The 20514-nt window shown below is 54.0% G+C and carries 18 protein-coding genes; 1 reads left to right on the top strand and 17 read right to left on the bottom strand.

Features of this window, described 5'->3' with window-relative positions:
- The first annotated feature begins 34 nt into the window (after nucleotides 1-34).
- Nucleotides 35-766, top strand: coding sequence for a ZIP family metal transporter (locus ACAW74_RS08320; protein WP_370697724.1), 732 nt, complete (start codon nucleotides 35-37; stop codon nucleotides 764-766).
- Between the two features lie 85 nt (nucleotides 767-851).
- Here ACAW74_RS08320 and ACAW74_RS08315 read toward each other — a convergent pair whose 3' ends face one another.
- The 17 genes from ACAW74_RS08315 to ACAW74_RS08235 all read right to left on the bottom strand — a co-directional run bounded on the left by ACAW74_RS08315 (nucleotide 852) and on the right by ACAW74_RS08235 (nucleotide 20402).
- Nucleotides 852-1409 carry an NADH-quinone oxidoreductase subunit J family protein gene (locus ACAW74_RS08315; RefSeq protein ID WP_370697723.1) on the bottom strand — a complete coding sequence of 186 codons (558 nt, stop codon included), beginning with the start codon at nucleotides 1407-1409 and terminating at the stop codon, nucleotides 852-854.
- Between the two features lie 7 nt (nucleotides 1410-1416).
- Nucleotides 1417-1977, bottom strand: coding sequence for a NuoI/complex I 23 kDa subunit family protein (locus ACAW74_RS08310; protein WP_370697722.1), 561 nt, complete (start codon nucleotides 1975-1977; stop codon nucleotides 1417-1419).
- 102 nt (nucleotides 1978-2079) lie between these two features.
- A complete protein-coding gene (nuoH, locus tag ACAW74_RS08305; RefSeq protein ID WP_370697721.1) occupies nucleotides 2080-3234 on the bottom strand; it encodes an NADH-quinone oxidoreductase subunit NuoH in 1155 nt (384 codons plus the stop codon).
- A 115-nt stretch (nucleotides 3235-3349) separates the two neighbouring features.
- Entirely contained in the window at nucleotides 3350-4432 is a 1083-nt protein-coding gene (locus tag ACAW74_RS08300; RefSeq protein ID WP_370697720.1) for an NADH-quinone oxidoreductase subunit G, read from the bottom strand.
- A 146-nt stretch (nucleotides 4433-4578) separates the two neighbouring features.
- Nucleotides 4579-5583 carry an STELLO glycosyltransferase family protein gene (locus ACAW74_RS08295; protein WP_370697719.1) on the bottom strand — a complete coding sequence of 335 codons (1005 nt, stop codon included), beginning with the start codon at nucleotides 5581-5583 and terminating at the stop codon, nucleotides 4579-4581.
- A gap of 86 nt (nucleotides 5584-5669) precedes the next feature.
- Complete coding sequence (locus ACAW74_RS08290) at nucleotides 5670-6371, bottom strand: glycosyltransferase (RefSeq protein ID WP_015329881.1); 702 nt, start codon at nucleotides 6369-6371, stop codon at nucleotides 5670-5672.
- A gap of 40 nt (nucleotides 6372-6411) precedes the next feature.
- Complete coding sequence (locus ACAW74_RS08285) at nucleotides 6412-8070, bottom strand: hypothetical protein (RefSeq protein WP_370697718.1); 1659 nt, start codon at nucleotides 8068-8070, stop codon at nucleotides 6412-6414.
- Nucleotides 8071-8227: 157 nt separating this feature from the next.
- Nucleotides 8228-9568, bottom strand: a complete 1341-nt coding sequence (gene nuoF, locus ACAW74_RS08280) for an NADH-quinone oxidoreductase subunit NuoF (protein WP_370697717.1) — start codon at nucleotides 9566-9568, stop codon at nucleotides 8228-8230.
- Between the two features lie 9 nt (nucleotides 9569-9577).
- Complete coding sequence (locus ACAW74_RS08275) at nucleotides 9578-10078, bottom strand: NADH-quinone oxidoreductase subunit NuoE family protein (RefSeq protein ID WP_370697716.1); 501 nt, start codon at nucleotides 10076-10078, stop codon at nucleotides 9578-9580.
- A gap of 58 nt (nucleotides 10079-10136) precedes the next feature.
- Nucleotides 10137-11381, bottom strand: coding sequence for an NADH-quinone oxidoreductase subunit D (locus ACAW74_RS08270; RefSeq protein WP_370697715.1), 1245 nt, complete (start codon nucleotides 11379-11381; stop codon nucleotides 10137-10139).
- 117 nt (nucleotides 11382-11498) lie between these two features.
- On the bottom strand, nucleotides 11499-11996 hold the full coding sequence (locus ACAW74_RS08265; RefSeq protein WP_370697714.1) for an NADH-quinone oxidoreductase subunit C: 498 nt from the start codon (nucleotides 11994-11996) through the stop codon (nucleotides 11499-11501).
- Between the two features lie 73 nt (nucleotides 11997-12069).
- Nucleotides 12070-12615, bottom strand: coding sequence for an NADH-quinone oxidoreductase subunit B (locus ACAW74_RS08260; RefSeq protein ID WP_370697713.1), 546 nt, complete (start codon nucleotides 12613-12615; stop codon nucleotides 12070-12072).
- An 84-nt stretch (nucleotides 12616-12699) separates the two neighbouring features.
- On the bottom strand, nucleotides 12700-13074 hold the full coding sequence (locus ACAW74_RS08255; RefSeq protein WP_015329888.1) for an NADH-quinone oxidoreductase subunit A: 375 nt from the start codon (nucleotides 13072-13074) through the stop codon (nucleotides 12700-12702).
- Nucleotides 13075-13126: 52 nt separating this feature from the next.
- The gene (locus ACAW74_RS08250; protein WP_370697712.1) at nucleotides 13127-15316 is read right to left on the bottom strand and encodes a sialate O-acetylesterase; all 2190 of its coding nucleotides are present in this window, start codon (nucleotides 15314-15316) and stop codon (nucleotides 13127-13129) included.
- Between the two features lie 122 nt (nucleotides 15317-15438).
- Nucleotides 15439-18597, bottom strand: coding sequence for a T9SS type A sorting domain-containing protein (locus tag ACAW74_RS08245; protein ID WP_370697711.1), 3159 nt, complete (start codon nucleotides 18595-18597; stop codon nucleotides 15439-15441).
- Between the two features lie 90 nt (nucleotides 18598-18687).
- Complete coding sequence (obgE, locus tag ACAW74_RS08240; protein WP_370697710.1) at nucleotides 18688-19692, bottom strand: GTPase ObgE; 1005 nt, start codon at nucleotides 19690-19692, stop codon at nucleotides 18688-18690.
- Nucleotides 19693-19820: 128 nt separating this feature from the next.
- A complete protein-coding gene (locus ACAW74_RS08235) occupies nucleotides 19821-20402 on the bottom strand; it encodes an adenylate kinase (RefSeq protein ID WP_370697709.1) in 582 nt (193 codons plus the stop codon).
- Between the last annotated feature and the right edge of the window lie 112 nt (nucleotides 20403-20514).

Genomic DNA, 20514 nt, shown 5'->3' with positions numbered 1-20514 from the left:
CGGAAGCAGGTCATCCGTATCTAATCATTTATCTATGCCCATTCCCTATTTGTCCATCGCGACATATGCATTGCTGCCTGCACTGGCGCTAACGATCAGTGGCTTGTTCGCTACGTTTTACACGCTAAAACCCAAAGCACAGAGCGCAATCCTTCATTTTGCCGCGGGCGTTATCTTCTCGGTCGTGGCCGTTGAAATTCTGCCTAAAGTCGTTCATTTCCGAAACTGGCTTCTGACGCTCATCGGTTTTGGGGGTGGTATCCTGATCATGCTGCTCATCCGTCAGCTTACGGAAGGTGCCGAGCACGCCTCGAAAAACCAGAGCCGAGGTGCCTTACCCATCACGTTTCTGGTTGTGTTGGGCGTCGATGTCGTTATCGACGGGCTGCTACTCGGGGTAGGCTTTGCCGCTGGCGACAAAGAAGGTAAGCTGTTAGCCTACGCCCTGGGCATCGAGAGTGTTTCCCTGGGGCTGGCTACGGCTACCACCTTAACCAATACAGGGCTCGCCCGCCGTCGTATTAGTAGCTTATTGGTGAGTATTGCGCTGCTGTTTGTGGGTAGCACTGTTTTGGGGGCTACGCTGCTGCACAATCTGTCGCCCGGCGGGCTGGATATTGTGCTCTCGTTTGGTCTTGCTGCACTGCTGTTTCTCGTTACGGAAGAGCTATTGCAGGAAGCTCATCTAGCCGAAGAACCTGCCTGGCTGACGGCCACCTTCTATATGGGTTTTCTGCTGTTCCTGCTGTTGGGAATGCTAGCCTGATAACGTACAACAGGATCACCTAATACAGAAAAAGCCGCCCTATCTGGGCGGCTTTTTCGAGAAATATTCCTTGTGCTCGTAGGGGTCAGAAGTGCGGGTCGCCGGCTTCGCGTTTCCCCAGCATGACAGCCCCAACCATGGCGATCAGGAAAAGGACAGACGCTAGCTCGAACGGCAGAATGTAGTCGCTATACAGCACGATACCGAGCTTCTCGACCAGCCCCGTCTGTGTATCGAAGTTGCTGGGATCATACGTACCCACGGGCGCCACGTTGAAAATAGATAGCAGCAAGACCATCAGCACGCCGCCCACAATGGTCGCCGCCATTTTGGTCAGATTGGTTTTGGCATCTTCGTCGTCGGATTTCAGGTTCAGAAACATGATGGCGAAGAGGAACAAGACCATGATGGCCCCTGCATATACAATGATATTGACGATTGCCAGAAACTGTGCGTTGAGCAGCATGTAGTGGCCCGTGAGGCAGAAGAACGTAAAAATCAGCGCCAGTACGCTATGGATGGGGTTGCGAGCCGTAACCACCGAAATGGCGCTGATAAGCGTGACCAGACCCAGCCCGTAGAAAAGATACCCGGCGGCCGTCAGGTTCTTCAGATTACCTAATAAAGAGTTGACTTGATTCATAGTATTCTTAGCCTACTGATCGTGACAGGCTTGGCTCGGTGGGCGTAGCTTTTACGTCGGGGTTGTTGCGGATATAGCGATCGTCGAGCTTTTCAACCAGTTTGTCTTTGCCGTAAATAACCTGATCGCGCTCAGTCATGACGGGCACCATCCGGTCGTGGCGAAGATAAACCGCCTGTTTTGGGCAGGCTTCTTCGCACAGGCCGCAGAAAATGCACCGGAGCATGTTAATCTCGTACACCGCCGCGTATTTCTCTTCGCGATACAGCGTTTCCTCGCCTTTCCGGCGCTCGGCCGCTACCATCGAAATGGCCTCGGCGGGGCAGGCCACGGCACACAACCCGCAGGCCGTGCAGCGCTCGCGCCCTTGTTCGTCGCGTTTGAGTACGTGGTGACCCCGAAAGATCGGCCCCAGATAGCGTTTTACCTCCGGGTACTGGATCGTCGGTTTCTTCATGAAGAAGTGCCGGATCGTGATGGCCAACCCGCCCAGAACGGCAGGGAGGTACATCCGTTCGGCCAGCGTCATTTCTTTATTGCTAACCTGCTTCGAGCGATTCGTGAGCATATTGGAAGAGTTTTCAGTTTTCAGTCGTCAGTTTTCAGTTGTGCTGCCAGTAGAACCTACTAAATTAAGCGAAGCAACTAAAAACTGAAGACTGGAAACCCTTTAAACTGGTTGGGCCGCCGCTTTGCGGCGTGGGGCTTTAATGGCATTGGTAGCGGCCAGGCCAATCATCACGATTACGATGGCCCAGGTGCCATACTTGAAGTCGTAAAGCAGACCGGCACCCGTCAAGATCACGTTCAGGATCGAGAGCGGAATGAGCGCTTTCCAACCAAGGTTCATCAACTGATCGTAGCGGAAACGGGGGACCGTCCAACGTACCCACATGAAGAAGAAAATGAAGAAGAAAATCTTGCCGAAGAACAGCAGCGTGCCGATGCCTGTCGCGATGTTGTGGCCGACAGTGCTGCCCAGCTTATTCACCAGCAGATCGTGTGCCTCGGTCATAAACGGGTAGTGGAAACCGCCAAAATAGAGGGTTGATATGACTGCCGATGACGTGAACATGTTGATGTACTCGGCAAACAGGTAAAACCCAAGCTTCATCGAGCTGTACTCGGTATGATAACCGCCAACGAGTTCGGTTTCGCATTCGGGTAAGTCGAAAGGCGTCCGGTTACACTCGGCAAAGGCACAGGTCAGGAAGATGATAAAGCCCAGCGGCTGCGTAAACACGTTCCATTCCCAAACGTGCGCCTGCTCAGCCACAATCTGCCGCAACGACAGCGAACCGGTCATCATCAGGATGGCGATGATCGACAGGCCCAACGCCACTTCGTAGCTGATATTTTGCGAAGCCGCCCGGATGGCACCCAGCAGCGAGAATTTATTGTTCGACGCCCAGCCGCCAATCATGATGCCATACACACCCAGCGACACCACGCCGAACACGTAGAGGATACCCACGTTGACGTCGATACCTTGCACAGGTACGTCGTAGGCGCCGAACCGGATGCTGTCGCCAAAAGGCACTACAGCGCTCGACATCAGCGCCGTGAGCATGGCAAGGCAGGGACCCAGAATAAAGAGCCACTTGCTGGCCTGAGCCGGAATAAAATCTTCTTTGAAGAACATCTTACCCGCATCGGCAATGGGCTGTAGCAGGCCCCACGGACCCGCCCGGTTTGGCCCGAGGCGATCTTGCAGGAAAGCCGCCACCTTCCGCTCGGCATAAGTCGAGTAGGTAGCAATGAGCAGCGTGACTCCGAAAATGACCAGAATCACGATGGCTTTAATAATGAGAACGGTCAGGTCCATTTTTAAGTTAGTCTGTCCGCCGTTGTCTGTCTTCTGTTGGGTTACTTACGTACGAATCAACTATTGACTCGGCACCATAACAACAGACTGTGAACAGCGGACTGTGAACTAAAAGTTATTCGTTGGCTGAAGGCAGCGATTTGTTGAACCGCTCGGGGGGCAGTTGCTGAATGGCCAGCTGCTCTGCCGCGTTGTGGCGAGCATCGTCGATCGGCTTGTACTCGGCAGCGGCCAGCCGATCGCCAAAACTGGGTTTGATCAGGTCTTTGCGGTATTTGTTGGCCGAAATCACCGATGAGCGCGAAATCTTGGTTGGCCCTTCGATCACCCAGTCCGACGTGCTCTTCTTCTCGAACCGGCAGGTGTTGCAGATAAACTCCTGCACCTCGTTCCACTCATTTTTCCGCGCTGTGACCCGGATTACCTCGTCGCCCCGATACCAGAGCGATACCTTGCCTGAGCAGGTGGGGCAATCGCGGTGCGCATCCACGGGTTTAGTAAACCAGACCCGGTTTTTGAAGCGGTAGGTCTTGTCGGTCAGGGCACCCACGGGGCACACATCGATCACGTTGCCAGAAAAATCGTTGTCGATCGCTTTTTCGATGTACGTACCAATCTCGGCGGCATCGCCCCGACCCAATACGCCATGCACCCGCTTGTTGGTTATCTGATCGGCCGTGTACACGCAACGGTAGCACAGAATGCAGCGCGTCATGTGTAGCTGAATGAATGGCCCTAGATCGTGCTTGTCGAAGGTGCGGCGTTCTTCTTCGTAGCGGGTAGTCGCCGCGCCGTGGTCAAACGCGAAGTTTTGCAGGTCGCATTCACCCGCCTGATCGCAGACCGGGCAGTCGAGTGGGTGGTTGATGAGCAGAAATTCGACGACTCCTTTCCGAGCTTCCAGAACGGCCGGATTCGAGAAATTCTCGACGACCATACCATCCTGAACGGGGGTAATGCACGAGGCCACCAGTTTGGGCATCGGGCGCGGATCTTTGGCTGAACCAGCCGCTACCCGAACCAGACAGGCCCGGCATTTGCCACCACTCCCTTTCAGGGGTTCGTAATAGCACATGGCCGGCGGGGCTACTTCAGGACCAATTTTGCGGGCCGCCTGCAGGATGGTTGTCCCCGGCTCTACCTCAACCTCGATCCCATCGACGGTTACTTTAAGTAATTGGACTTGATTATCAACCATATGAACTGATCACCGAGCATTTGCCAACAGCCGTTGGGTACGTTGTTTCAGCCGCTGTGTGTGTGCCGATAACGTACCCAAAGCCGGCAACAAATGATGAATGACATTTTTGCCTTTTTTGCTACCGTAAAATAACGACACAACCACTAGAAACCCAACTTTCGCAGGTCGGCAACCCACGCTTCGACCAGCGGCATTTCGGCTTTACCCACGTAGCCTTTTTCGGTCAGCAGGCGATAGCAGGTGAGCAGGTTTTCATGAATGTGTTCGATGCCCTGTGGCAGGTCGAGCGCAGCCAGGTCGAGGCAAATCTGGCGATTTTGCGTGTAGCCGCTTACCTCGTCTTCAAAGTCGCGCATGAGGTTGTGCTCGTTGCGCTCCTGCCAAACGGTGGCGTTGTGAAACAGAATGCTCCAGCCGCAGGTCCAGGCCACGCGCTGGGCCACATAGCTGCGCCAGATGTCGGTCATGCGGAAGCTACAGTGCGAAGGCAGATAGAGCAGCGGAAACGCCTCGGGGAACCAGGTTGTATTCTGGCTGTTGAAGGCGCACCAGGCGCCGTCGCCCAGGGCTACGCTGTCGCGCTGTTCGAAATTGAGCGGCAGGGGCAAGGTGAGGCGGTAAATGGCGTCAACGTCGGGGTTCTCGTCGGCTAGGCCCTGCTGAATGGGGCAAACCACATCCGACAGACCGGGCAGATCGGGCAAGGTGTCGTGCAGGTGCTCAAGGGCGTATCCACGCGGCCAGATGTGCTTGTCGGTGAAATATTTGTAGACGTTGGTCCAGCCGGTCTGGGTCAGGCTGTGGGCGGGCTGGGTACGTTGCCGGTTAGCCCAGAAGCCCTCGCGGGGGAAATTGTCGTCGTCGGTTTCGATGATGACCTGCGCCCCCTGCTGCATAGCCACCAGGTAACCGAGGTTCTTCCGGCCGTAGTGGCGGGTCGGTAAATTCTCAACCAGCGAGAAGGGGAGGGTTAACTGCCGGTCAATCGACCAGAAGTCGCAGCCTGACAACTCAAACTGGGTAGGCGATTTGGTATCGCCCATAACCACGAAAGCGACGCCGTGCGCCGTTGACTGCTCGGCACAGTCGATCAGAACGGCATTGGGCGCAGCAATGGACGTAATGACTAGGAAGGTAGACTCGTTCATAAATTGGTAGGGCCGACGCTCCAGCCTCGGTCGGTACGAAACGACAGAAAATTGCGTCGGCCAAAGCTGGAGCTTCGGCCCTATGGCTATTCGATCAGGGCAGGTTTGCCGCTAAGCCGAAGTTTAAAATAATACCAGAGTGTTGAGAGTGAGTTTTTTATGGCTTTCTCCGAGACGCTGGGCGACGGTGCCCGGTAATGGATGGGAATTTCGGCAAATCGCTTTTTCCGCAGCAAATAGCGCAGTTCGGTCTGGTAGAAGTGAGCGGTTGATTTAAGCGGATACGCCAGAAATTCGGCAACGACATTGGCATGAAAGCCCTGATAGCCCGAGGTCATGTCGTGCATGGTGCTACCCAGCAAGGTGTTCGACATGATCGTCCCGATTTTAGACAGGAACGTCCGCTTGAAATTCGACTTGTAAATCGATCCGCCGTTGATAAACCGGCTGCCAAACGCACATTCGTTCCCCTCGTTGAGCACGCGTAGGAACATCGGGATCGCCCGCGGGTCGTGCGACAGGCCCGCGTCCATCTCGATGATGATGTCGTGACCGTTTTTCAGGGCTTCGCGGTAGCCGCGCAGGTACGCATCGACGATGCTGCGGTTTTCGGGAGCCCAGATCGTCACGAACCGATCGTCGCGCGCCGACAATGCCCGGGCCAGGCTAAGGGTGTTGTCTTTGGTTACGTTGTCGATAACCATGTAGACCCGGCCACATTGCAGTTTGTCCAGCTCGGTAGCCAACGTAGCTGTGAATTCGGCAAACTCGTTTTCTTCGTTCGCCATGGGCGTAATGATGGCGAAGTTATTCTTGTAAAAAAGCACGTTAGCGAACAGAGGGGGGATGAGCGATGGAAACGGTTGGTTCCTGCACCAGCACGTATTGGTCAGGTACGTTGTTGATTGCGTATTTGGTATAACCCGCCGCCGCTGGATTAGCGATCAGGCTGGCAAAGAAGGGGTCTTTGGCATACCGACTGATGACGTCGGGCTGTATATGAATGCAATTGATGGCGTTCTGCGCGATAAATGCCTGCACGTCGGTTGGCCGGTAGCGATCCATGTGCACAAATTTCCAGTCGGGCCCCAGATAGATCCGATACATTAGAGACAGATTGCCTGTCATGGTCACAGGGCGGCCAACGGGCAGTTTCTCCAGCGTACGCAGCACATCGGCCGTGGGAGTTGGTTTGGTTTGTTGGCTGAGTTGCCAATGCGGCCACAAAAATAGCCCTAATAGCACCAGCGCCGTGCCATAACCTATAGCCGGTGACAACTGCGGTATTGACCGAAGGGTGTAAGCGCGAAGCAGTACCCCCGCCAGACTTACGTAAATAATCATCTGGAAAACGACGTAATGATCGCGGGGCAGCAGCAGAATGCACGAGATAAACGTCGGCAAAAGAATTACAGCTACACACAGCCAGTACCAGCCATCGTGGCGGAAACCGTCGAGCAGCTTGCGGCCTGTTTTGGGCCAGTCGGCCAGCCCGATGACGGCCACCAACATGGCAAGTAGCAGATACCGTCGGCCTGGAAAAGCCAGTCGCGCGAGCCAGGGCGTCAGCAGCATTTCTCGAACAAAGTGCTCGGTATGTACAAACAACGCAACCACGTTGGTCCAGATGTGGCGCATAAACATAGCCGGATTCTGAAAGAAAGCATCGCTGATTGACGTAACATCGCGGCCAAACCCCTCCCGGATAAACACCTGTGGGTGCATCCAGGGCGACAGATTGATCTCGGGGTGCCAAACCGCATAGTTCATAGCGAAGTGCTGCGAAAAAGCGATGATGCTTCGCTTACCCGACAGCGGCGAACCAAAGGCGATCACCAAGAGTAAGGCAATACCCATCAGGCCTAAAAGCGGGTAAGGCAATGGACTGGTTGGCTGGCTCTTTCGGGATTGTGTGCGCCGTTGCCAGACATACCAGCCCAGGGCTAGGGCACAAAGTATCAGAAAGGACAGGAAGAACTCGGGACGGGCGTAGGTTGCGAGCAGAGCACCAGCGGCGGCGGCGGCCAGTTTATAAACGGGGTTTTTCTGGTAATTGCTGGCGATCAGGCCTCCCATCAGCCAGAGCATGGTAAAGGGCGACACTTTCTGATCCTGCGGAAAGTTGAGGGGAGAATACAGGAATAGCACCGACAGCGCTACGCTCGGTATAACCCCGACGCGCAGGCTTCGCAGCAAAAAATAAAAGAGTATACCTGGTAATACGGATAGCAACGCCCAACTGACATACTGGGTATCGATGCTGTTTTTGTAAAAGGCGTCGATCAGTAGGTACCAGAGGCTGAACAGCGGCGCCATCTGAACGGGCAGTGCCTCGTGCTGGTAAATGGCGCGTAATCCGTTGTCGAAATAAACATCGTCGTCGGTAGCAACCAGATCAAGCCGGTGCGTGATGCCGTAGGTCAAGACTACACCACTTAATATCACCAACAACAGCCCGATTATATCGCCTACCTTAGTACGCTTCATTTTTGTCTTAAAAAAATCAGGGTGCAAGTTAGCTTTTTCCGGCCATCAAGCCTTTAGATCTGATTGTTTGGCCGTGATGGTCAACTCTATCACGCCATAATACAAAAGGCAACCTGTATAGATTGCCTTTTGTATTATAAGAAGAATGACGGTTACATCAAGCCAGCACCATATCGCCCCGGAACACAGCACCCGGCTGGGTTGCTTCGAACGGGTTGGTGATGTGCCACTCGAATTCATCGCGGAAATGCCGGATCGCGCTGGCAACGGGCCAGGCAGCGGCATCGCCTAATGGGCAAATCGTATTGCCTTCAATTTTCTTAGCTACATCGACAAGCAAGTCGATGTCATACATGGAGCCGTGACCATGTTCAATCCGATGGAGGACTTTCTCCATCCAGCCGGTGCCTTCGCGGCAGGGACTACACTGACCGCAGGACTCATGATGGTAAAACCGCGAGAAATTCCAGGTGTTCCGTACGATGCATGACGTTTCGTCGAACACAATGAAACCACCCGATCCGAGCATGGTACCCGTCTGGAAACCACCTTCCGAGAGCGATTCGTAGCTCATCAGGCGGGGTTCGCCGTTGGCCAGTTTCAGGGCCAGATTGGCGGGCAGGATGGGTACTGAGGAGCCACCAGCCACGAGCGCTTTCAGTTGGTGCCCTTCGCGGATACCGCCACACCATTCGTCGGAATAAATAAACTCTTCGACCGGTACACCCAGCTCAATCTCGTAAACACCCGGCTTTTTGATATGGCCCGATGCCGAAATGAGCTTGGTTCCTGTGCTGCGGCCAATGCCGATTGCCGCATAGGCGTCGCCACCGTTATTGACAATCCAAGAAGTGGTCGCAATCGACTCTACGTTGTTGACTACCGTGGGGCATTGGTATAGCCCTTTTACCGCTGGGAACGGGGGTTTGTTACGTGGGTTGCCACGCTTTCCTTCCAGCGATTCGAGTAGTGCCGTTTCTTCACCGCAGATGTAAGCACCGCCGCCCGGCTGCACAACTAGTTCCAGATCGTAGCCGCTGCCCAGGATGTTTTTACCCAGGAAACCCGCTGCTTTGGCTTCGGCAATGGCTTTTTCCAGAATGTTGATGACGTACATCAACTCACCACGCACGTAGATGAACGAGGTGTTGGCCCCCAGCGCAAATGATGAGATAATCATCCCTTCGATGAGCAGGTGAGGGATGTTCTTCATCAGGTAGTGGTCTTTGAACGTACCTGGCTCCGACTCATCGGCGTTACAGACGAGATAACGGGGAACTCCTTCGGGCTTTGCCAGAAAGCTCCACTTCATGCCCATCGGGAAGCCTGCACCGCCCCGGCCGCGTACGCCTGCCTTCTTCACTTCTTCCACCACGGCCTCTGGGGTCATGGTTTTCAGCGCTTTCTCAACGGCCGTGTAGCCGCCTTGTTTGCGGTACACATCGAACGTCTCGATGCCGGGTACGTTGATGTGTTCGGTTAATATTTTCCTGCCCATAACGAAAGGTTATTTCGATAGTTCTGCAATGATTTCATCTACACGCTCATTGGTCAGATGCATGTAGTACTGCTCACGAATCTGAAAAACCGGCCCCATGCCGCAGGCCGCCAAACACTCCACTTCTTTAACGGTAAACAAACCGTCAGACGTGGTTTGGCCTGCCTCGATGCCCAAGCGTTGCTTCAGGTGCGCATACACCTCTTCGCCACCCATGAGGCAGCAAGGGCCCGTGCGGCAATATTCAATGACGTGCTTGCCAACCGGTTCGAGGTGATACATCGTGTAAAACGAGGCCACTTCGTAGACTTCAATTGGCTGAATCTGAAGTAGCCCCGCCACATAATCCATGCCTTCGGGGCTAGTCCAGCCTTCCTGTTCCTGCAACAAATGCAACAGGGGTAAGAGAGCCGACTTCTGTTTACCCGCCGGATAGCGAGCAATAATTTCATTTGCTTTTGCCAGCCGTTCAGACGTGAACGCAACGGGCGTGTTAGCTTCTGTAGTCATAGCGTAGTTAGGCGTCAAACCGGCAAGATTATGAAATACTTGCAGGCTTCGTTAGCCATTAGGCGTCTAGCTCACCGGCAATTACGTTGAGGCTACTCATAATCACGATGGCGTCTGAGAGGGTGGTGCCTTTACACATTTCCGGGAATGCCTGGTAGTAAATGAAGCAGGGACGGCGGAAATGCAGGCGGTAGGGAGCCCGGCCACCATCACTGATCAGGTAAAAACCTAATTCACCATTACCCCCCTCAACGGCGTGGTAAATTTCACCCACCGGCGCGTCGATCTCACCCATCACGATCTTGAAGTGATAAATGAGGGCTTCCATGTTCTTGTACACTTCCTGCTTAGGAGGCAGGTAGTATTCAGGGGAGTCGGCGTAGTAGGGACCGTCGGGCAGTTTATCCATGGCCTGCTCAATGATCCGCAGGCTTTGCCAGATTTCCTCGTTCCGCACCATGAAGCGGTCATAGGTATCGCCACTTTCGCCAACGGGAATATCAAACTGGAAGTCTTCGTACGACGAGTAAGGGTTCATGACCCGTACGTCGTAATCGACGCCGGCGGCCCGCAGGTTAGGGCCCGTGAAGCCATAACTCAGTGCCCGTTCGGCCGAGATTGGCCCTACGTCGACTATGCGGTCCATGAAAATCCGGTTGCGGTTGAAGAGGCGTTCAAATTCCTTCATCACCGGCGGGAAGTCTTTCAGGAACTTCCGGATCTTGCGGATGGCTTCTGCCGACAGGTCACGCTCCATGCCGCCGATCCGGCCCATGTTGGTGGTAAGGCGGGCACCGCACATTTCCTCGTAGATTTCGTAGATATTTTCCCGCTCTTCAAACAGGTAAAGGAAGCCCGTAAAAGCGCCCGTATCTACGCCTAGGATACCGTTGCAAATGAGGTGATCGGCAATGCGGGCCAATTCCATCATGATCACGCGGATATACTCGGCCCGCTTGGGCACCTGCACACCCAGTAACTTCTCGACGGTCATCATCCAACCCAGGTTGTTGATGGGCGATGAACAGTAGTTCATCCGGTCGGTGAGAGTCGTGATCTGGTAGAATGGCCGCCGTTCGGCAATTTTCTCGAAGGCGCGGTGGATGTAACCCACCGTTTGCTCACCCGACACGATCTTCTCGCCATCCATTTGCAGAATGTTCTGGAAGATACCGTGCGTGGCCGGGTGCGTTGGGCCAAGGTTCAGCGTCGTCAGTTCGTTGACGTACTGAATTGGGCCTTCGGGCGTGGCTGGGGTGTTGCGTGCCCCAACTGCATCTATACTTAGGTCTTCAGTAACCATATCTCAAGAGTGAATGCGAAAGAGTGAGGGAGCGATCGGTCGATTAACGTACCTGAGCGAAGCAACCGGAGCGCCGGGCTGTCACTCATTCACTCGTTTACTCTTCCACGCTTTAAGTCATCGTCCAAACAACGCGTCGATTTTGTCTTCGCGGGTGCCGTCTTCCAGTGGGTATTCTTTCCGCATCGGGAAATAATCCATCTCTTCCATGTTCAGGATGCGCGTCAGGTTCGGGTGACCATCGAAGAGAATACCGAAGAAGTCGAAGGTTTCCCGCTCCATCCAGTTGGCTGAGGCGTAGAGCAACGTCATGCTGGGTACGTGCAGGTCGTCTTTTTGCAAAAACACCTTCGCCCGAATCCGGAAGTTATTCACCAGACTATGGGCGTGGTACACAACACAGAACTCCCGCCCGGCATCATCGGGATAATGAATACCCGTGATATCGGTCAGGAAGTTGATCTGATATTGCTTGTGTTCTTTCAGGTACGTCATCAGCGGCAACAGCTGCTCGCGACTGACCGTCAGGGTCAGCAGACCGAACGGTTCGTCAAACTCAGAAACAGCTTCGCCAAACTGACGGATGAGGGCCTCGGCGACTTCTTGATTACTCATGAAAAGAGATGAGTGAATGATCGATTGGGTAGGCGCGTCACAAGCCAGGCTTAGCTACGCGCTTACGCCTTACTTATTGAATTCCGTACGAATTGAGCAGCAACTGATACTCTTCCGTGTTGCGGCGTCGGGTCGATTCGTTACGCGCCAGCTCCTGAATCTGCATCAGGCCTTCGATCACCTGCTCGGGGCGCGGTGGGCAACCCGGAATGTATACGTCGACAGGGATGATGCGGTCGATACCCTGCAAGACACTATAGGTATCGAAAATGCCACCACTGCTGGCGCAGGCACCCATGGCGATTACCCACCGGGGTTCGGCCATCTGGAGGTAAACCTGCTTCACAATCGGAGCCATTTTTTTGGCGATTGTGCCCATCACCATCAGCAGGTCGGCCTGGCGGGGCGAAAAGCTGGGGCGTTCAGAGCCAAACCGGGCGAAGTCGTAATGCGAGCCCATCGTGGCCATAAATTCGATGCCGCAGCAGGAGGTCGCAAAAGGCAGAGGCCAAAGTGAATTGGCACGCGCCATACCCACTACTTTATCCAAGGAGGTAGCAAAGAATCCGGCACCTTCGTGGCCTGCCGGGGCGTCTACCATCTTTATTTCAGATGCCATTCGAAAATCAGGTTTCAGTTTCAGTTGTAAGTCTTCAGTATAACAAACTTGTAGACCGGAAACTCCTAAACTGAAGACTTCTTTTTATTCCCACTTTAAAACGCCCTTGCGGAGCACATAATAGAAGCCTGCCAGCAGCAAACCCATGAAGAGGATCATCTGAATGAACCCGGCTGTACCCAGCTTCAGAAAGTTGACGGCCCAGGGGTACAGGAAAATGACCTCTACGTCGAACAACACAAACAGGATCGCGATCAGGAAGTACTTGACCGAGATCGGGGCGCGGGCATCGCCCACAGTGGGAATACCACACTCAAAAGGATCGTCTTTCTTCTGGCTGTGGCGCTTAGGGCCAATGCTGTGTGTAACCAGCATGGTCACGACAATAAAGCCCAGAGCCAAACCCAGCTGGATAAAGAGAGGGACGTAATCGGAGGGTAAATACGAAACGGCGTTCATAGCGAAAGTCGATGCAGAAAACTGTTGCAAGTTAACGAGAAAACCAACACGCTTACCGGGTGATAAATACGCGCCGGGCCACGTCGAACCCTTCGGAACGTACCCGCACGATGTATTGACCCGAGGCGAAGTTGGCAACCGGGATCAGACGCCGGGCATTGAACGACGGGATCTTCTCTGAATACAGGACCTGCCCTGTGATCGACTGAATCGTCAGGTCTGCGTTCTGAAGATCCTCGATGGTCTCGACGGCAATATAGCCATTGACACTCGGGTTGGGGTATATGCTGACGATCTGTGCCGACTCTGAGGAGGTGAACAGCACTTCATTGGAAAAGCCGGAATAGCAGGTAAGCGCGTTGCCGTTGGGCAGCGTAAACAAGGCTTTGGCCCGAGCCGTGTAGGTACCACTGATAAGCGCTTTGGCTACGGGTCCATTCTGATTATTCAGAAAGACCGATCCGCGCCGCCAGTCAAACTGCTCATTATTCGGGAAACCAGGTAGTGTCGCCTGGATTGAGCGGATACTAACCTGCTCGATGGTAGGCGTGGCCAGGCGCGGCCGCACGGTCAGGCTGATAGCCGATGAGGCGTTCGATCGGCAACCATATGTGTTGACGGCCTGCACATTGTATTGCCCGGCATTGGCAACTCGTAATACCGTGTTGTTGATACCGTTGCTCCATTGGGCCGACGATTGGGTACCCACGTTGGCCACCAGTGTAAGCACCGAATCGGCACAGATTTGTTGTTGGTTATCGGCAACAGCTGTGCCGTTCCGGGCCAGCGAAATGGTAGGTGTAGCGGGCTGGATTGGCAACTGAACATTGACCGTTGGCGACAGGAAGGTATTCCCTATGGCGTTTTTCAGTTTGGCTTGATACTGCCCTGGCTGGCTGACAGTGATCGTCGGGCCCGTCTGTCCGTTGGACCAGAGATAACTCTGGAAGCCGGTGGCGGGTAGCCGCAGGGTAACACTGTTGTTATTGACGCACTCAACCGTTACGGTCGGCTGCGGTTGGGGAAGCAGTGGGAGCGCCGCCGCAAAAAACGTTGGGCTCATGCTCTGATACCAGGCATTGGCAAGCTGAATCAGCCCATCGCCCTGGAAGTGCACCCCATCAACGCGGTTGGGCTGAATCGGGTCGGTGAAAGGGCCTGCATAGACGTTATTGCTGAACGTGTTGATCACGTCGGTTTGCCCACCCGTAACCTGATCGTTCGTCCGGAAAATCCGTGGGCAGCGGTTTATACAATCTACGTTACCATTGCACTGCGCAAAGCAAGTAGGGTCTGGATCGCTGTTGCGCGAGGCGCGGGCCAGCATCCAGGCTGGGTAACGCTGCGTATCGGTGCGCGTTTTCGCCACCAGTTGCTCCATCTGCCGTTTGTAGGTTGCCCGCACGGTGTTGGAGTTTTGCAGATTGTCGCTCTCGCCCTGATGCCAAAGAATGGCACGTAACCCCTGCAATGAGGCGTAATACCGCAATGCGATGCGCAGGTTGGCGTAGGGCATTCCCTTCGGAAAAAACCCGTCGAAATACACGCTCTTGGTAAAGCCATCATCAAAACTCTCTATCCAGTTCTGAATGGTCGAGCCGCCCCAGGCCGTGTTGATGAAGAGAATCGGGATGTTATATTGTTGAGCCAGCAAATCGCCGAGTCGCCCCCAGCACCAGGCCCCATACCCACGGGGGCCAATAATGCTTTGAGCACTTAACTGCTCGAACGTCGGAGCGGGCGGGTCGGCCAGCGAGTGCGCTTCGCGGTTGTCGTAGCTAACGCAGTTGACCCGGTCGTCACTGGCGCCCACCGATGAATATTCCAGAAATCCCTGTGCGTTTGATTGGCCGGTGATGATAAACACTTCGCCAATGCCTACTTTCCGCACAACATCCTGGGCGATGACTCGTCCGCCCTGAAAACCCTGCACTTCCAGCCGATACCAGCCGCCCGTGCCATTGATAGCCCCCTGAAATACGCCACTTTGTGGGTTCCGACGGATCGTGGTCCAGTTTGTGTTGAGTCCCTGCCCGTTTACTTCAACAACCAGTCGCGCCTGAATGCTGTCGACGGGTTGGAAGTACGTACCTGATAGATAAATTGTGCTGGTGTTGTCATTTTCACGCTGAAAAACAGCCCGACTGGATGGGTACGTGACTGACAGGCCGGTAGGAACAGTTTGAGCAGTTGCTGATGCGACTGTCAATCCTAATAAAAAGCCGTATAAAAGTCGATACATAGAAATCTGTTCAGTATACACTCCTTAAAGTCAAGACACAGGGGAGTGTTTAAAAAGAAAAGACGTACAAAGTAAACACTTGGCACGTCTCAACTTTAAACGAAAAGGTAATTAGTTTATTACTACTGGTTTCCGATCAGGATGCGCTTCGAAACGTGCACGCCGTCGGCATCCAGTTTCAGAATGTAGGGACCGGGTGCCAGGCGTAACAACTGTAGTTGCCTACGGTCGTTCAGGGTGGTTTCCGTGCTTCGGTATACCAATTGACCGGTCAGTGTGTAAACCGTCACCGAAGCGTTGCTCAGATCGGCCAATGTTTCGATCAGGAAAATACCATCCGGGCTCGGGTTGGGGTAGATACTGACGTCCTGATTGTTGGTGGGCAGGTCATAGTTCACAACGGTCGACGGCAACGACAAGCAGACGTAAGCAGGGCTGTACGTGATTTGCGTCCGAACGCTGTACTGCCCCGACTGATTGACCCGCAACAGCGAACCCGTAACCGCGAGGGAATCTGAGTTGCGCCGCCAGAAATAGCGCTCGTTTTGAGGAGCGCCAGATGCCTCCAGCAGGTACGTACCTATTTGCTGTAGCGTTGGGGGTTGAGGCCGTGCCAACGCTCGGGCGGTTAGTACGTTACTATTGGGCGAGAGGCAGCCGTTGCCATCACGTACCCGGGCTGTATACGCGCCTGTTTCGCGTACTGTAAGCGTTTGGGTGGAATCGCCGGTTGACCAGAGCGCCCTTAACTGTGAATCTGTCTGGAGCAGCAACTGCCCGCCTTCGCAAAACGTGAGCGATCCACGGGCTGAGATAATGGGCGGCGCTGGCAATGAATTGACCAACACGTTGACGCTATTCGACGGAGCCGATACGCAGTTGAACTGGTTTCGGGTACGTACGCTGTAGATACCCGTCTGATTGACGTTGATGCTCCGGCTATTCTGGCCACTACTCCAGTTATAGCCTGCATCTTCGGTTGAGGTGAGCGTAATCGACTCATTAGCGCAGAACGTAGTACGGCTGCTGGCGGTGAGTATCGGTGTTGTAGGCAGCGGGTTGGCAACGACGGCAACAACGGCTGACGCTGGCGACGTACACCCATTCTGGTCGGTAACCGTGAGCGAAAAGCTACCGCTCTGGCTGACGGTAATGCGCTGATCGCCCTGTCCGTTGCTCCAGTTGTATCGGAAAGCGCCGCTGCTGATTAGCACGGTACTTTCACCCTGGCAGAACGTAGTAGGTCGTTCGTTGGTAATGGTTGGCTGAGCGGGCAAGGGGAACGCCGTTACGTTGATGGCGTTCGACGGAGCTGAATTACAGTTAAACTCATTGCGGGTACGTACCGTATACGTACCTGACTGGTTTGTGTTGATGCTCCGGGTATTCTGGCCACTGCTCCACACGTAGGCGAGGCCTTCGGTCGATGTGAGCGTAACCGATTCGTTGGCGCAGAAGGTCGTACGGCCACTGGCGGCGAGTTGGGGCGTTGATGGCACTGGATTAACGGTAACCACAACCGCCGCTGATGCCGGCGACGTACAGCCATTTTGGTCAGTAACCGTGAGCGAATAGCTACCCGCCTGCGTAACGTTGATTCGCTGATCACCCTGGCCGTTGCTCCAGTTGTAGCGGTTTGATGAAGTAGAAGATAGAGCAACGCTTTCTCCCTGACAGATCGTTGTCGATCTGTCGGCGGTAATCGTCGGTCGGGCAGGAAGCGGGTTTACATTCACCCGAATCGTGTTTGAGGTGAATGTGCAGCCACTTACATCGTTGTAACGAACCGAGTAATCGCCGCCTGTATTAACCGTGATGCGTTGGGTGGTCTGGCCGTTGCTCCATACGTTGGCTTCGCCAAAGCTGCTGCTGAGCGTAAGGGAACCACCCTCGCATAGAGCCGTTTCACCAACGGCCTGAATGGTAGGCGCGTTGCTAATGGTAATAGCGGGCGTATACGTTACATTTCCCTGACTGTCGCGCACTTTAGCCCGAATCGTACTACCCGTAGGTTTAGTCACGGTAGTGCCATTTTCGCCCGAGTCCCATGATACATTGCTATAGTTAGTAACGCGATAGGTTACGGCGTTGCCGCCAGGGCAGCTCACAGCAACAGTAGGAGCAGGGATGCCCGTGCTGGGATCCGAATTGGCAAAGAAGGTGTCGGTCATGCTGGCACTCCAGGCGGCCGCTACCTCGCTCAACCCTGCGTTATCAAAATGCACGACATCGTATAGTGGCGCTCTTGATCGGGGTATCTGAATATTATCCGTATTGGGGCCAGCGTATACGTTGTTGCCACTGGCTATCACTTGGTTCTGTGCACTTATTATGTTGTTATCAACACCAAACCGATCGTCATACGAGGTGCGCGCCACCATCCAGGCTACATTTCGCCCATAATCTGTGCGGGTTTGCCGGATAACCGTTTGAAGGCGCTCAACGTACTGGCCCGAAGTGGTGTTGAATTGGTTATCTGTCTCCCCTTGTAACCACAGAATGGCACGAATGCCCAGCAAGCTACCGTAGTTTTGTAAGGTCAGTCGAAGAGGAAAATAGGGGTGCTTTGTCTCGTAAAAAACCGGATCGAAATCACTCATCGTCCGGTCGCCAGTAGCGGTTTCGGCCCAGTTACGGACCGAGGTTCCGAAGAAAGCCGTGTTGAAGAAGAGAACGGGTACGTTCAGCCGTCGACTTAGTACATCGCCCAGCATGCCCCAACACCACGAGCCAATGCCACGGGGCGATATATTTCTTCGGGCATCGAGGTGTTCAAACTTAGGTATTGGTGCATCAGCCGGGTAATTGGAGGCCGGGTAAAAATAATCGACGCAGCTAACCCGGTCATCTTGAGCAGAGATGCCATCATCCCGGAATCCTTGGGCATTTGACTGGCCAGCAACAACAAAGACCTCGCCTACGCCAACCCGCTCAACGCGATTGATCGCGATTTGCTGATCGTTGCGTATCAGGCGCACATCCAGATCGTACCAGCCACCCTGTACGGTCAGTTGCCCACTAAACACACCGCCTTGAGGATTATTGACAATCGTTTGCCAGTCAGTAGAGGTGCCCTGCCCAGCTGCGCGGGCAATCACCCGTGCCTCTATACGCGAAATGGCTGTTGAATACGTACCTGAAATAGAAATCGCTGCATTGTTGGCTGTATTACGCTGGTAAACGGCTCGGCTTGTTGGAAAAGAAATGCTCAGTTGGGCAACAGCACGAAAAGCCGACAGCAGACTAAAAGCAACTGCACAAATCAATACAATTTGTTTCATGAAAAATTTAAAAAAAGAGCGGGTAGACCTTACCTATTAACGGCGAATGGGTGGCGGTCATGTTCAACTTTCCTGAATCGGCTCAAGGGCCTACAGGTCAACTGTTTGGGTTAACGTTTTCCAAAGAAAATCCTTCAAGTCCGTCAGACCCCGCTGTTGAACAGACGAAATAAACACAGTGGGCACATTTGTCGGTAAGTTACTTTTTGTACGGTCCAAGGTTTCATCGTCGACTAAGTCCGTTTTAGTAACGGCCAACACCCGGGTTTTATCCGCTAACTCAGGGTTGTAAGCTTCCAACTCATTGGCAAGCACCTGGTAGTCGGCCGCAATGTTTTCGCTGGTAGCCGGTACGAGAAAAAGCAGCACGGCGTTGCGCTCAATATGGCGCAGAAACCGCAATCCTAACCCTTTGCCTTGTGAAGCACCTTCGATGATACCTGGAATGTCGGCCATGACAAACGATTTGTAATCGCGGTAGGCCACCACGCCCAGATTAGGTACGAGGGTCGTAAAGGGATAGTCAGCAATCTCAGGGCGAGCGGCCGACATAACCGATAAGAGTGTCGACTTACCCGCGTTGGGGAAGCCGACTAGCCCCACGTCGGCCAGTAGTTTCAGTTCGAGAATAATCCAGGCTTCTTGTCCCGGTTCGCCTGGCTGAGCGTGATACGGGGTTTGCTGAGTGGCTGATTTGAAATGGGTATTGCCCAGCCCACCTCGACCACCCGGTAGCAAAATGAGTTCCTGTCCATCTTCGGTGAGTTCGGCCATCACCTCATTGGTTTCAGCGTGGCGGGCGATAGTGCCCAGCGGTACTTCGATGATGACGTCTTCACCCTCGGCTCCGGTACGGCGTCCACCTTCGCCCCCTCCGCCAGAATCGGCTTTGATGTGCTTTTTGTACTTCAGGTGTAGCAGGGTCCAAAGCTGAGTGTTGGCGCGCAGGATGATATGGCCACCCCGACCCCCGTCACCGCCATCGGGGCCGCCTTTAGGTACGTGCTTCTCCCGCCGGAAGTGCATGGAACCCGCGCCACCGTGGCCAGATCGGCAATTTATTTTTACGTAATCGATGAAGTTGGAGGATGCCATAGGTATGTTGTGGTATGCAGCGCAATAGTGTGCGGCTGGCGCCATTTGTTTATACGAGCGCCATTGACGACAAGCCACAAGCCGTAGCGTCCCGCCTGGGGATTGGCGGTAGATCGCCGAGAGCGATCTTAACTCAGTTGTGCCAGCTCAATCTTTTCACAGATGAGGGCGAAGATTTCGTCAATGCCGCCGACGCCACTAATGGCTGCGAATTTGCCCTGCTGCTGATAGTAATCGGCAACGGGTGCTGTTTTATCATTATACTCGGTAATACGCTGACCGATGATCGTCTCATTCTGGTCGTCGGGTCGCCCCGACGACATGCCCCGGATAAGGAGCCGTCGCGTTAGTTCGTCGCGGTCAACGACCAGCGCAATCATAGTGGTAATGCTTGTACCATGCTGAGCCAGCAAGGTGTCCAACGCTTCGGCCTGTTTCACCGTGCGCGGAAAACCGTCGAAAATGAAGCCGGGGGCGGCCGCATTTTCTGTAAGTTTTGATTCGATCATGCCGATGACTACTTCATCAGGCACCAGCATGCCCTGATCCATCAATGTCTTAGCCTGTAAGCCCAGTGCCGTTCCTGCTGCAATTTGAGACCGCAATAAATCGCCAGTCGACAGGTGGACTAAATGGTATTTTTTAATCAGGCTTTCGCTTTGCGTGCCTTTTCCGGCACCCGGTGGGCCAAACAGTACAAGATTAAGCATAGAGAATTTTAGACGCGAGTTAGCGGTGTTTTGAAAAAGCAGCGGGCAAAATTACAAAAGAAAAGGCGCGGGCCAATTAGCCCGCGCCTCATTGTATTAGGTAAGCGCAAAA

It is taken from the genome of Fibrella musci (assembly GCF_041321105.1).
Taxonomy (GTDB): Bacteria; Bacteroidota; Bacteroidia; order Cytophagales; family Spirosomataceae; genus Fibrella; species Fibrella musci.
The sequence above is the reverse complement of the archived record's forward strand: the minus strand, read 5'-3'. Positions and strand labels throughout refer to the sequence as shown.